Genomic DNA, 15,077 nt, shown 5'->3' on the forward strand with positions numbered 1-15,077 from the left:
GCCTTGTTCACTGATGCGAACAAGAATCTCTATTCCTTAATTTTTAGGTGTGTCCTTAGACAAGCCGCTGGTACATTCGTAAACATGAGTGTCAAAATCAGTCCAGATCGGTTTTTTACCGTATTTGGTGAGTATCTCAGGACAGTCTTTGAACAATACCGGAAAAGCATCGGCATAATCTTTCTTTTTGAGCTTGTACGCTGCAGCTTCACCTACTTTAATAAAATAAGACTTATCATCACCACCAGCAACTGTAAAACCTCCAATACCTACAGATGCTGTTTCTGCTGCCTGAGGATCATGAAAAACCAATATTCTTTCTGAAAAACCCGGATTCACCACCTGCATTAATAAATCTTCAGGTTCCTTTTTAAGTATAACCTTTGTGCTGACAAAATAGGCATATCCTTTCTTGATATGTTCCATATCGATTTCACCGGAATAGGTTTTTACATTCATCATGGCATTGTCCATATCCATTAATTTCTGGAAGCCGCTTGCAGGCAGATACATCTCTTTGATGTCCTTTGCCTCCAGCTCATGTTTCTTTTTATCAGCAGTTTTGATGGTAATTTCTTCGATGAGCCCTTTCCTCCTATCCAGCTGATTCATTTCTCCCTCTAGTTTAGAGCCATCTTTCAAGGTAATATAACATGGTTTATTTTTTGAAAATAAATCAAATGCCGGCAAAAAATTTTGTGCATGCAAATTAAAAAATACGCAACAAGTAAACGCACATAAAATTATACTTTTCATATTGGAAAATTTTAGACAATGCTAACGAACCAAACCCTGTTTTAATTGTGCTAAAAAAATTAAATCGGGAATTCGACGAATCCCCGACTTAACAGCTTGTTGATTCAATGGAACATGGGATCAATGTTTATTTTGGTCTTTTTGCTTGTGGTATAAAGTCTTTTGTTTCTTCTATTTTGATACCTTTTGAATCATGCTTTGCTCTTAATGTTTCCTTTTTGTGGTAAACTTCATAATTTTCGTATCCCTTTCTTACTGCTTTAACCTCCCAATCAAAATTAAAATTTCCTTTTCCACCTTTCAATTCTTTTACTCTGAATCCATTCGCATTTTTCTCCACCACTGCAATACCATAAGTATCCGAAAATGCAGGTGTCAATTGAACGGTGACAGATTGTGTATTGACTACTTTTTTAAAATGATCCGAATAAGAAACAAAAGCTTCTCCATTAATCAATTCTCCACTGCCTCGCTCATAGGCTCCGGCTTCGGGTCCTTCTACGCAAGCATACCAAATTTCCTGACCACTTTCCAGAGGATCATCCATTCTAAAACTTTTTACATCGCCAAACACCACTCCCTGACCGAATGTATTCAAATACATACCTGCAGATTCTCCACCTGCTCCATCGCCTATTCCCAAAAAAGGATAATTAGGACCAACACTACTGTAACCTGCATATACATTTAATTGGTTGGTGTTTGAGTTGCCGATATACATTTCCCCGGTAGAACTCGTACTTAGCAACTCAATTACCTCACGATTAGTTTTTGCAGAAGACAGACTGAAATAAGGTTGCGTCTGATCACTTACCAGAGAAGTCATATTAATTCTTTCCTTTCCAAATTTATCATACAGATGAATTCCACCTCCCCATGTTGCAGCATTGTAAAGGGAAACTATAGATTTACTTCCATTGTAGTACACGAGTGTACTGTCATTCACGTCCACTCCGGAATATTCTAACGGTGCGTCTTTGGTTTTTCTATAAATTTCAAACTCATTGGCAAACAGGTGAGAACCACGATCCGGTGAGGCCATATCAAAATGTATTTCATAAGGATTTAAAAATGACCTAATGGACTTATCCATGGGATCGTAATTCCAAAACTCCATTTCTGCGTATGGACTGCCCAATTCAAAAGAATTAATCCCTACCAAATAACTGGCACCACTGTTCATGGAGAATACTCCTGGATTCAAAATGGTTTTTGACTTCGTTGTTCCAATCATCCTACTCATGTTGATTCCAATAGGTGAGACATAGGTACTGTCAGAACCTTTTGCGGTGATGAGTTGATTTTGGGTCAAATAACTGGCATTGAATGCATTTACTTTTTGGACATTTACAGGATCCTCCAAAACAACCTCATTCCCTGATTTTTTCCAAACAGATGAACCGCCTCCCGGGACTGTACTTAAAGGTAAATGCTTCCATTCTCCCAATGAAAAAACCAACACATCGCCTGAATCAGGTGTTGTGGTACTCATAGGATATCCATTTAATTTAACCACTTTTGGTGCAGGATACGATCCTGATAAATCGCCGGCTGCCGCACTGTTGATCAAAAGATCATTTGTAGCATCAACATCCACATTGGCAGGAACCCATTGACTGCCATTCCATACCAGTGCCTGATTAGTCATTGGTTGCACATCCTGAACCAACCTTCCCTGTAGTCCAGCCACTTTAAGTGAAGGAAAAGTTCCGGACAAATCTCCACTAAAGGCACTGTTTATCGTAACATCGTTAGCAGGATCATTATCCACCTGAGCAGGAATCCATCCGAACCCATTCCAAATCAGAGCCTGATTGATTAATGGATTTATGTCCTGAATAGACCTGCCCTGCAAAGCAACTACTTTCGGTGCAGGAAGTGTCCCGTTTAAATCTCCTGAAACGGAAGAGCCATTTTTCAAATCATCATTCGGATCAGGATCTCCGATATTGGTAATTCTATTTCCTGAAATTTGAATTCCAGGTCCCGCTTCAAGTTTTGTTTTTTCAGCATACAAAGCATAAGGCACACTTAGAAAAGGAGAAACTCCTGAAAGCTCATAATTTATTCCCCCATTAGGATCAATTTCTGTTTTTAGAAAGAAACTTCCATTTGACCAATCGACCTGATCAAATCTTCCTGCCACTGGAAAACCATATCCAATCAAAACATTTGCCAGGCCAAACTCATTGGTTATGGTGCGATGTTCCTCTGAATAAATCAGCACACCTGTTCCTGAACCTTTGAGAATTGAAAATCGAATGTTAACGTTTTTTCCATTTAAAGGTTTGCCGGTGTTGTCCCTGACGATGGTTTGAAAATTTAGTCCGTTTGGTGCCTGAGCTTTGCCAATGCTTGTCCAACCCAATATTACGAACACACAAAGTATTCTAAGCAATAAATTTTTATATTTTAGAATTTTATTCATGATGATTATATTTCAAATTACTGTTCAATATTTACTTGTTTAATTTTTCCAATTGGCTTAACCTTAACTCCAAATTTTCCAATTGAATTAATTTACTCTTTAATTGTTCTATCTCAACTTTTTGGGCATTAATTATTTGTTGTTGTTCTTGTACAGACTTAACCAAAGGGACCACGAATTCCGCGTAACGCAATCCATAATAATCATTTTCATTTGGAGGCTGTCATTATTTCACTTTTCACACGTCAACCTTCCATCTAGTATATCACCTATCTAATAATGTTTTTTTATTTGAATACCATTCCCGCCGAATAATTTGGTTTAACTCCGGGGGCGCTTCCCCTTTTGTTTCCAATTTTTTTTTTTTTTTTTTTTTTTTTCTCCCCCTTTTTTCCTCCCCTCGGGGGGGTTGAAAGACCCCCCTTTTTTAAATTAAAACATTTTTTTTTTGGTTTGTTTTTTTTTTTTTTTTTTTTTTTTTTTTGGTTTTTTTTTTTTTTGGTTTTTTTTTCCCTCAGCCCCCCTTGTCTTGGGTCCTGCTTTCTTTTTTTTTTTTTTGTTTTTTTCGAAATATTTCTCATGGAATTTTTTTTTTTTTTTTTTTTTTATATTTTTTTTTTTTTTTTTTTTTTTTTTTTTTTTTTTTTTCTTTTCCACTTTTTTTTTTTTTTTTTTTTTTTTTTTTTTTTTTCTTATTTGTTTTTTTTTTTTTTTTTTTTTTGTTTTTTTTTTTTTTTTTTTTTTTCTTCTTTTTTTTTTTTTTTTTTTTTTTATTTTTTAAATTTTTAATTTTTTTTTTTTTTTTTTTTTTTTTTTTTTTTTTTTTTTTTTTTTTTTTTTTTTTTTTTTTTTTTTTTTTTTCTTTTGTGTCCCTTTGGTTTATTTATTTGGGGTTTTAAATATTTTTTTTTTATTTTATTTTTTTTTATTTTTTTTTTTTTTTTTTTTTTTTTTTTTTTTTTTTTTTTTTTTTTTTTTTTTTTTTTTTTTTTTTTTTTTTTTTTTTTTTTTTTTTTTTTTTTTCTTTTTTTTTTTTTTTTTTTTTTTTTTTTTTTGTTATTATTTTTTTTAGACTACCCTTTGATAAAATTATATCTCACCTTTTGATTACTCGAATCAGAATAAACAAACATAAAATAAACTCCCGACGGCAGATAATGAACCCTTAACCTACTGTTACTCAACCTGCCTCCGAAAATCAAAACACCATCCATAGAGTAGATCTCATATCTAAGTCCATCAAGCATAACCGGATAAAAATGTAATTCATTTTGCGCAGGTACCGGATATACGTAGGTCTTCCCGGACAGATAATCATTCGTCGCGGTACTCATCAATGGGTCCGGCTGGATCACACCCCCTGTTGAAAATCCAACAGTTTTGTTTCCCAAAGTCACCGACCCGATTTCTCCAACTGAGTACGCGAATGAATAGTTGGCCAATTTGACACTACCGCCCGACGCGTCAATAGATTGTTGAGACCAACAGTAGAACATCGTTGCAACCAAAGACAACATGAATGAACATTGTTTTTTCATAGCCCTAACCTATCTCAAATTTTTAGGATTAAAAATGATATTAATCATCGGTTTTTATGATTTAAAACAACATCATGGTTGAATAAGGCATTAGCAAAATTTAATTTATACATACTTCAATAACCAAAAATATCACCCAAATAATTTTCAAAAGGACTAAATATTTAATTACTATGCAGAGGAAAACTTAACTTTTTAAGAAGGAGTACAAAATTTAAACATGGAAAGGAATAACTTTGTAGGAGCAAAATATGTACAAAGTGAAAGCTAACTTAATCGTTCCATCCAGGTTTTTAAAATTTCTCTTTACATCGAGTCTGTTGGTCTTTCTTTTTGCATCATGCCATCCAATAAAGGATATCTTTTCTCAAAACAAACCAAATTCACCAATAAAAAACCCATACCTAGTTGTATTGGGAACGGTTCAGGATGCTGGCTCACCACAGGCTGGATGCACAAAAGACTGTTGCAAAAACCTATTTACCAATCCTGACCAATCTAGAAAAGTGGTTAGTCTTGGTCTTATTGACCCTGTTGAAAATAAGAAATATTTGTTCGAAGCCAGTCCGGATTTTGTTGGTCAATTGGGGAATCTTAACAAGCTAATGGAATATTCAAAAAGCGAACTACCTGATGCAATTTTCTTAAGTCATGCACACATCGGTCATTATACAGGATTGATGTATCTGGGAAAAGAATCCATGAATTCAAAAAATGTATTGGTGTATGCCATGCCTAGGATGACACAATTTCTTCAGTCAAACGGACCTTGGGATCAATTGATCAAACAAGGCAATATTAAGATTCTCATGATGCAGAACGAGGAAAATGTCATACTCAAAAAAGGATTGAACATTCAACCCATTCTTGTCCCTCATCGTGAGGAATATTCAGAAACAGTTGGGTTTATCTTTTACGGACCAAATAAAAAAGCATTATTTATTCCGGACATAGATAAATGGCAAAAATGGGAAATAGATATTAAACAACTTGTTCTGCAAATGGATTATGTCTTTATTGATGGAACATTCTATGATGGCACAGAAATCAACCACAGAAATATTGAGGAAATTCCACATCCATTTATCATTGAAAGCATGAAACTTTTTTCAGATATAGACGTCAAGGATAAAGCCAAGATACATTTTATTCACTTTAACCACACCAATCCTGTCCTTAATTTAAAAAGTAAGGAGGCAAAACAAGTGCTTAAAAATGGATTTAAAATCGCCCGAATGCATGATAAATTTGAATTGTAATTGGACGTTTATAAGTATGGATGTTTGGTTTTTTATAAATTTGTATGTCAAACATTTGCCCAACATAATGAAAATGAATTTTATGTAGATCGATGGCAAAAAAAAGATGAATCTGTGAATTAAGAAGTTATGCAAGAAACGGATTGTACCCGATTAACGATCAAATCAAACGGACCTGCTTCCGTTCAGTTTTTAAAATTGAGATGCAATAACTTTCAGGAAGCATTTGATTATACTAAAGGTTTACCATACAAAAGAAATCAGCAACGACACTTTCCTTTGGCTGTTTTAGTGGAAGGATGTGGAACCTGCAGCACTAAACATGCAATTCTGAAAATGCTTGCAGAAGAAAACTCATGGAATCACATTGCTCTATTTATTGGGTTCTTTAATATGAGTATAAATTTTAATAAAAAAATTAGTACTATTCTTTCCACTCATGAGCTTCCATACATTCCGGAAGCACATTGCTATTTAAAAATTAATGACCAAATATTGGATTGCACTTTTACTGATGAAACTAATTCGAATTTTGAAATTATTCATGAACAAAAAATTTCACTTCATGAAGCCGGAGAACAAAAAACGATATTCCATAAAATGTATTTAGAAAAATGGCTGAAAGAGAGACCCGAAATTAATTACAGCATAGATGAAATTTGGAGGATAAGAGAATTATGCATTGCAAGTCTAGCCAAATAATATAAAAACTATGTATAACTTAGAATCTCTTAAAGATAATCTACGCTCGATGCCCGGATGCAGTGAAGTTCTACATTTTGAAAAAACTGCCTATCGGACAAAAAAGAGAATTTTTGCAAGCTTACATGAGAACGGGGATAAATTAACTGTCAAACTCAGTCCTGTACAGCAATCTGTCTATACAGGATTGCAAGGTGTGTTAAGGGTCCCAAATAAATGGGGAGAACAAGGATGGACAAACATCAATATAAATGAAACGGATCCAGATATTATTCTTGAAATGTGTAAACTTGCATACTTGGGTGCATTAAAATGAAGTTTATACATTGAAAGAATTTTCCAAAATCTTCTAAAAATAACTCCAATAAAATCAGTGCATTTCTTTTAAATTTATAACCAATCAGTGTAAAGAAAACAGTATTGCTTATTTTTAATCCAAAATCACAAACATGCATTTAATTCCTATGGATCAATGGCCAAAACCTTATTATGCAGTCATCTTTACTTCAAAAAGAACCTCTTTGGATGAGGGATACGGTGAAATGGCTACAAAAATGGAAGAACTTTCTTCAAGACAGGATGGATTCTTGGGAATTGAAAGTGCCAGATCCGAAATCGGCATTACAGTTTCTTACTGGAAGACCCTTGAGGCCATTAGAAACTGGAAAGAAAATTCAGAACATACCATTGCACAGAAACTCGGCAAAAAAATGTGGTATGAATGGTACCACATGAGCATATGCAAAGTAGAAAGAGCTTATGAATTTCATCTGGATGCAGAGAATGAAAAACGGAAAAATTAATATTCTTTAATTATGGTTGAATTTGATTATGACTTTGACTTTATTCTTGAAAATGACATTGTCTTACTTAGACCTTTGTCTAAGGATGATTTTAAAGATCTTTTGCCATTTGCCCTGAATGAACCAGGACTTTGGAAATATTCACTAATCCAGGCTTCAGGTGAAGAAGGAATGAAAAATTATATAGAGCAGGCAATTAGAGGGAGAACCGAAAGAAAAGAATATGCCTTTACTGTTTTGGACAAAAGGACAAATGAATTTGCAGGCTCTACGAGATTCTATGACATACAATTATTCCATGAAACTTTGCAATTAGGCTATACCTGGTACGGAAAAAAATTCCAGGGAACGAGATTAAATAAAAATTGCAAATATTTATTGCTGGAATTTGCGTTTGAGCATAAGAATTTTAAGAGAGTTGAATTTCGAGCAGATCACAATAATGAAAGAAGTATTGCAGCAATGAAATCCATTGGTTGCACCGAGGAAGGAGTCTTACGATCCAATGTGATTAAATCTGATGGTGGCCGTAGGGACAGTATTGTACTTAGTATTCTCAGAGAAGAATGGTTGGGCAATATTAAAAAAATGCTTGGCAATAAATGTGTAGGATGATGTGATGTAAATCTTTAGTTTTTCAAGTTGAAAAAATAAAAAATTGACCCACCATCAGAAAAAAAAAAGTACCATACTCATAACGTTTATGAGTATGGGTACTAGACTTCATTCAACTATCTAATCAATAATACCTTTTTATTGACTATTTCATCTCCATGGATTACCTTACATATATAAATTCCTTCCGGCAAATGCTCAGAATTTAGAACCACCGAATAAGAATTTCCTTCATATATCTGATGATCGAATAAAACCGCTATCCTCTTACCATTAATAGAGTATAATTCAATGGTTAGCTTTTCAATGGTTGAAGTACAATGAAATTCAATATTAGTATAATCCTTAAATGGATTAGGGTATATATTTATGTTCACCACCCCTTTAGTAAGAAACGATTGATCTTTGGCAACCCAATTGATATCTGATGCCGTCTGCCTCACATGAGCGGTGCCAGTACTTATACATCCATTGGTATTTGTAACTACTACAGAATAATACCCGGCTCTCGCTTCAATACAAGAAGTTGTGGCCCCGGTATTCCATAGGTAAAACCTTTGATCCGAAGGAGCACACAATGTTGTAATTTTACCTTTTTTGGGATATAAGTTTCCGGTTATTTTACTCAACAAATTCTGACTTTTTCCGACGTTAAAGCTACATGTGCGCTGACATGCATTCAAGGTAACTGTTACGGAATATGTACCCGCGCTATCTATAATGATGCATCGAGTTGTTTGTCCGGTATTCCATAAATAAGTAGCACCTTGGGTTTCAATCACACATAACTCTGAAGATTGACCTTGACAAATTGAATTGTTACCGCTTATAAGACAAGGTGGACTTTCCTTTTCAACGACTAAAAGACTGCATATTTTGATACTTCCATCTGGATACTTTACGGATAGTGAATAATTTCCCGCATTTTGAATTAAAATGCAACTGGTAGTGTCTCCGGTATTCCATAAATATGAAATACATCCGGTTGGTCCACAAAGTAAATTAGAATGCCCCATGCAAATACTATCTACTCCTGTAATCAAACATTGGAGTGATTGTGCTTGATTGATTTCCACACAACAACTGCTGGAACAACCGTTGTCTCCTGTTACCGTTACCGTATACTTACCTGCTTGTCTGATGAGCACACATGCAGAAGTATCTCCGGTATTCCATAGATAAGAAACATAATTTGCCGGTGCACATAATAAAGTAGATTTTCCATTTTCTATTTTAGTATTGCCGGTGATCAAACAATTAGGAGCTTGACTTTCCGTAATTTCCATACAACAACTGGTTGTACATCCATTCGCATTGGAAACTGTAACCGAATACATTCCAGCGATTCTTGCAATGATGCAATTAGTAGTATCTCCTGTGTTCCACAAATATTGAGCACATCCATCAGGTGCGCACAAAAGTGTAGGTTGCCCAGGGCAAATAATTTGATTACCTGTGATGAGACAAGTAGAAGCTTGTGTTTCGGATACTGACACGCAACACGTACTGATACAGCCATTCCCATTGGTCAAACTAACAGAGTACATTCCAGGTAAGCTGGCCATAATACAGCTGGTTCTTGCCCCTGTATTCCAACGATATTCTACGCAACCCGGAGGCGCACACAATAATGTTGGTTGACCTTCACAAACTGTTGTTTTTCCAGAAATCAAACAGCTGACACTCGGTTCTAAAGTGACCATAACCGAACAGATACTGCTGCAACCATTTTTATTCGTTATGGTTACAGAATAAATGCCGGGATTTTTAGCAAGTATGCAACCTGTTCTTGCTCCGTTATTCCATAGATATTCTGAACATCCGGAAGGTGCACATAAAAGTGTGGGCTGCCCTTCACAAACTGTTGTAATTCCAGAAATAATGCATGATCTTGCCGAAGTATCCAGGACATTCAAACTACATATACTCACACAACCATTCATACCGGTAATAGTCACTGAATATAAACCCGAACTTCGAACTATAATACAACTTGTAGTATCCCCATTACTCCATTTATATGCAGCGCAGCTTGATGGGGCACATAATAATGTTGCCTCTCCATTGCAAATAAAATTATTCCCTGTAATGATACATCCGGAACCTGCACTCCTAATCACTGTTCTATCGCAAGTATTGATGCATCCATTTGAATTGGTGGTGGTGAGTGAATAAAGGCCTGGCAAACTTACCGAAAGGCAATGTGTAGTATCACCCGTATTCCAATGATAGGATTTTGCACCTACAGAAGCACACAAAGTGGTCAATCCTCCTTCTTCACAAATTAAATCATCTCCGGTGATATTGCACTGAACAAGTGAATCGAGTAAAACAATCTTACTACACTTACTGATACACCCGTTTGTATTTGTGACGGTAATAGAATAGGTTCCAGGTAAACTGACATCTATACATCTTTCTGTTTGATTGGTATTCCACCAATATGCAGCCGCACCTTCTGGCACACAAAGGGCTGCGGATCTGCCTATACCACATATAATTTCATCCCCTGAAATACTACAAGCAGGTGTTGGATTTAAAACAACTTCCTTAACACAAGTGCTCACACAGCCATTTGCATGTGTTATGGTCACTGAATAATTTCCAGGTGTATTCACCTGAATACAATTTGTAGTTTGACCGTTACTCCACAAATACGATGTTGCACCAGTTGGTACACATAAGGTAGATGACTTACCCTCCCCACAAATAAATGCGTCCCCCGTAATGAGACAGTATGGCAAAGGATTAAATACAACATTTTTAGAGCAGATACTTACACACCCATTCATATTGGTAACGGAAACAGAATAAGTTCCTGGCAAGTTAATTGAAATACAATTCGTGGAATGGCCTGTATTCCATAGATAAGATTGAGCACCTGTTGGTGTACACAAGATAATGTTTTTCAAAGTATCGCAAATAAATGTATCGCCAATTATTGTACAAGTTGGACTAGTATTCAAACTCACTAATTTTGTGCATGTGCTGATACAGCCATTTTGATGGGTAATGGTAACCGAATAACTTCCGGGTAAATTCACAGCAATGCAATTGGTGTTCTGTCCTGTATTCCATTGGTATGAAATTGCACCCGAAGGGGTACACAAACTAATCGATTGTCCTTCCAGACAAATAATATCGCCTCCTGTAATAATGCAGGTTGGTGAAGAATATAAGCTAACTACTTTTGAACAACTGCTGCTGCAGCCTTCAAAATTTGTTACGGTTACAATATAAGTCCCGGGAAGGTTTACTGTGATACAATTAGTTTTTTGGCCTGTGCTCCAAAGATAGCCTTTGGCACCTGTTGGTGCGCAAAGTGTTGTAGCCTGACCAAGCTCACAAATAAACCCATCACCAGAAATAGTACAATCTGGAATTGAATCCAGAAAAATTGTTTTAGAACAAACACTACTGCATCCAAGCGCACTGGTTACTGTGACCGTAAAAGTTCCGGGGGTATCTATACTGATACAATTAGATATTTGTCCGGTATTCCAAATGTATGTACCAATTCCAGGCGGAGAGCAAATTTTGATATTTTGTCCTGATTGACAGATTGAATTTTTACCATTGATGTCACATATTGGCAATGGATTTAAGATGGCTGTTTTACTGCAAATACTGCTACACCCACTGGCACTGGTTACCGTGACTTTGTAATTCGCAGGTGTGCTAATGGTTATACACTGGCTTGTCATTCCATTGTTCCATAAATAACTCACAGCTCCTTCCGGCGCACAAAATGTCGTGGTAAATCCTTCACAAATAACATTATTTCCTGTAATGGTACAATCGGGTGAAATGGCATTCAACATATTTTTTTCACAAACGCTAGTGCATCCGTTGGTATTTGTAACTGTAAGGGTATAAGTTCCTGCATTAATCACTTCAATACATCCTGAGGTTTGCCCGGTGCTCCATAAATAGTTAAGACCGATAGGACTCGCACATAGCTGCGAAGGTTGACCGGAACATATGGAATTGCTTCCAAGGATTTGACAATCTGCAAATGGAGTAATAATAATTGTCTTGCTGCATTTGCTGACACATCCATTGGCATTGGTGATGGATACTTCGTATTTACCGGGCCAACTAACCATAATACAATTGGTCATCGCGCCCGTATTCCATAAATAAGAACTGGCACCTGCAGGGACACAAAGTTGGATTTCTTGCCCTTCTGCACAAATAAAATCCAAACCACTAATCTGACAAAATGGAAAGGGATTAAGACTTACTGTTTTGCTGCAAGTGCTGGTACATCCACTTGCATCCGTAATGGTAAGTAAATATGTACCAGCAGTATTGATGGTAATACAATTGGTTGTTTTACCATTGCTCCAATGGTATGATGCCGATCCGGGAGGAGTGCATAATTCAATATTTTGTCCGGCTTGACAAATGAATTCGTCTCCTGAAATTACACAATCAGGTAAGGGTTGAAAATAAATAGTTTTGCTACAGCTTGAATTACATCCTGCTGCATTTGTAATGGTAACTGCATAAATACCCACATTAAAAATATTTATACAACTTGTTGTTTCGCCGGTATTCCACAAATAACTAAATGCTCCTGTTGTAGCGCAAAGTAATATTTGCTCTCCATTAGTACAAAAATTATCCTTACCGGTAATATTACAAATAGGCAGTGGACTTGATGTTACTTGTTTGGCACAACTGCTGGTACAGCCAAGTGCATCAGTTATAGTAACCGTATAATTTCCTGCACTATTTATCGAAATACAATTTGTTGTCTGACCGGTATTCCAAATGTACGCATACGATCCAGCAGGTACACAAAGTGGAATGCTTTGGCCTACACAAATAAAATTACTTCCACTAATATTACATGCCGGTGGAATGATTATGATTACACTTTTATTGCAAGTGCTGCTACATCCTGCAGCATCAGTTACCACTACACTGTAATTACCTGCTGAATTTACGATGATACAATTTGTTGTCTGTCCGGTACTCCATAGATAATTAGATGCTCCTGCAGGTGCACAAAGCTCTGTGCTTTGTCCCTCACAAAGGATTGCATTTCCGCTGATGGTACAAACCGGAGCCGGAAGTATTGTTACAACTTTACTACAAATACTCATACACCCTAATGCATCTGTCACGGTTACAGAATAAGTCCCGGCCACACTTACAATGATGCAATTATTTGTTTGACCAGTATTCCACAAGTAACTTGCAGAACCAGCAGGAGAACAAAGTTCCGTAGATTGTCCCGTACAAATTACAGCATTGCCACTGATGGAACAAACGGGCAATGGAAGTTCATTAACAACAATACTGCAAGTGTTTATACACCCTGCCATACTTGTTACTGTAACTATAAAATTTCCAGCAACACTTACTGTGATACAATTAGTAGTTTCCCCTGTGCTCCACAAATAACTTGCAGAACCAGATGGCGCACAAAGTTCCGTGGACTGCCCTTCACAAAATGTTGCATTTCCACTGATATTGCAGGATGGTAATGGCAACAAACTTACAACCTTGTTACACACACTACTACAACCTGAGGCATCCGTAACTGTCACCAAAAAATTTCCGCCCAAACTAACAGGAATACAACTGGTAGTTTGTCCTGTGCTCCACAAATAACTTGCAGAACCAGAAGGGGAACAAAGTTCCGTGGATTGACCATCACAAATTACCGAATTTCCGCTTATTGTGCACACTGGTATTGGTATGGTGGTCACGGTCCTGCTACATGTGCTGCTGCATCCGTTTAAGTCTAAAACTGTAACGCTATAAACTCCAGCATCACGCACCAAAATACAATTCGTTACTGCCCCGGTATTCCAAAGATAACTTGCGGCTCCAGGAGGAGAACAAAGGTTGGTGGACTGTCCTTCACAAATGTCCGATAATCCATTAATGGAACAAACCGGAACTGGATTGGCAATAACTTGAATATGATTTGAAACAGAACTTCCGCATGAATTTATATTGGTTACAAAATAATCTCCTGATATTTTTACAGTTATGGCTAAAACCGTGGAACCGGTATTCCAGGTTCCACCGCAATTGCCTGTTAAAACCACACTATCTCCTACACAAAATGTAGAAGGACCATTTGCAGAAATATTTGATGCCGTAGGTTTGGTATCTATATTTACAACATTGGTATGTAACTCAATTGCACCTGCACGAGAAAGTCCTCTTCCTAACAGACTAGATCCTTGTAAAAGACTGATGGCTCCATTTCCTATTAAAGTTCCTCGAAACACAGAATTGTCACCTAATGAAAAAGCGCCATTTACCTGCCAGTAAACATTACAAATAGATGCAGAATTAATTAAAATAACTCTGGCAGAAACATTCGTAGAAAGTGCACCATCAATCTGGAAAATAAATAATGCATTTGGGTCACACTGACCATCCAAAATGAGATCCCCATTTATCACAGATGCAGCTCCTAAACAATAAATGTTCGGCATTAAAGTTTGATTGTTTCCTAATGTAGTGCCAATCACTGCACCACAAGGTAATCCGTCTAATTGCATATAAGCAGCATCGACATCCACTGCTGCCTGTGCAGTTACAGGATCAGCTACATGAATCTGGCCGGCGACAATTCCAGGAGGAAAACCTGAGAATGCACCTACATTAGTACCAATATCCCCTACTACTGTTGTTGTGCCATTGTTGTTAAAAGCACCTGCTGCAGTGAACAGTGCAAAAGTTGAAGTAGTTCCTAAATTTGGAGCCTGGGTGTATGCTGTACGCGGCAATAAGCTGAGAAGTGTTAGAATAAAAGCGTAGAGAATATAGTACTTCATTTTGAAAGAAATTGATGGATGAAACTATTTTCAACCACCCAAATTTCGTGAGATAAAAATCTAATTCTTTACACCTCTCAAAAATTCTGTTACATAATTAACAGAATTAAATAATCATTCAAATCTCAATATTTAAAAAAGGATTCCACCACTATTTCAATTTCAAAAATAAA

10 protein-coding genes are annotated in these 15,077 nt (G+C 36.4%); 5 read left to right on the plus strand and 5 right to left on the minus strand.

Features of this window, described 5'->3' with window-relative positions; all coding sequences use genetic code 11:
- Positions 1 to 36 precede the first annotated feature (36 nt).
- The 4 genes from IPJ83_15645 to IPJ83_15660 form a co-directional block, all read right to left on the minus strand.
- Positions 37 to 756, minus strand: a complete 720-nt coding sequence (locus IPJ83_15645) for a hypothetical protein (GenBank protein ID MBK7881972.1) — start codon at positions 754 to 756, stop codon at positions 37 to 39.
- Between the two features lie 127 nt (positions 757 to 883).
- Positions 884 to 3,184, minus strand: coding sequence for a hypothetical protein (locus IPJ83_15650; GenBank protein MBK7881973.1), 2,301 nt, complete (start codon positions 3,182 to 3,184; stop codon positions 884 to 886).
- Positions 3,185 to 3,471: 287 nt separating this feature from the next.
- Positions 3,472 to 3,765, minus strand: a complete 294-nt coding sequence (locus tag IPJ83_15655) for a hypothetical protein (GenBank protein MBK7881974.1) — start codon at positions 3,763 to 3,765, stop codon at positions 3,472 to 3,474.
- Positions 3,766 to 4,257: 492 nt separating this feature from the next.
- Entirely contained in the window at positions 4,258 to 4,722 is a 465-nt protein-coding gene (locus IPJ83_15660; GenBank protein ID MBK7881975.1) for a T9SS type A sorting domain-containing protein, read from the minus strand.
- Positions 4,723 to 4,973: 251 nt separating this feature from the next.
- On the opposite strand from IPJ83_15660, the gene IPJ83_15665 reads away from it, so the two are divergent.
- The 5 genes from IPJ83_15665 (at position 4,974) to IPJ83_15685 (ending at position 8,101) form a co-directional block, all read left to right on the plus strand.
- Positions 4,974 to 5,981, plus strand: coding sequence for an MBL fold metallo-hydrolase (locus tag IPJ83_15665; protein MBK7881976.1), 1,008 nt, complete (start codon positions 4,974 to 4,976; stop codon positions 5,979 to 5,981).
- A gap of 129 nt (positions 5,982 to 6,110) precedes the next feature.
- Positions 6,111 to 6,683 (plus strand): hypothetical protein, encoded by a 573-nt coding sequence (locus tag IPJ83_15670; protein MBK7881977.1) that lies wholly within the window; start codon positions 6,111 to 6,113, stop codon positions 6,681 to 6,683.
- A 10-nt stretch (positions 6,684 to 6,693) separates the two neighbouring features.
- Entirely contained in the window at positions 6,694 to 6,999 is a 306-nt protein-coding gene (locus tag IPJ83_15675; protein MBK7881978.1) for an MmcQ/YjbR family DNA-binding protein, read from the plus strand.
- A 148-nt stretch (positions 7,000 to 7,147) separates the two neighbouring features.
- Positions 7,148 to 7,486 (plus strand): antibiotic biosynthesis monooxygenase, encoded by a 339-nt coding sequence (locus IPJ83_15680; protein MBK7881979.1) that lies wholly within the window; start codon positions 7,148 to 7,150, stop codon positions 7,484 to 7,486.
- 12 nt (positions 7,487 to 7,498) lie between these two features.
- The gene (locus IPJ83_15685) at positions 7,499 to 8,101 is read left to right on the plus strand and encodes a GNAT family N-acetyltransferase (GenBank protein ID MBK7881980.1); all 603 of its coding nucleotides are present in this window, start codon (positions 7,499 to 7,501) and stop codon (positions 8,099 to 8,101) included.
- 116 nt (positions 8,102 to 8,217) lie between these two features.
- Here the strand turns inward: IPJ83_15685 and IPJ83_15690 are convergent, their stop codons facing one another.
- Complete coding sequence (locus tag IPJ83_15690; protein MBK7881981.1) at positions 8,218 to 14,904, minus strand: DUF3494 domain-containing protein; 6,687 nt, start codon at positions 14,902 to 14,904, stop codon at positions 8,218 to 8,220.
- Positions 14,905 to 15,077 lie beyond the last annotated feature (173 nt).

It is taken from the genome of Candidatus Vicinibacter proximus (assembly GCA_016713905.1).
GTDB lineage: Bacteria > Bacteroidota > Bacteroidia > Chitinophagales > Saprospiraceae > Vicinibacter > Vicinibacter proximus.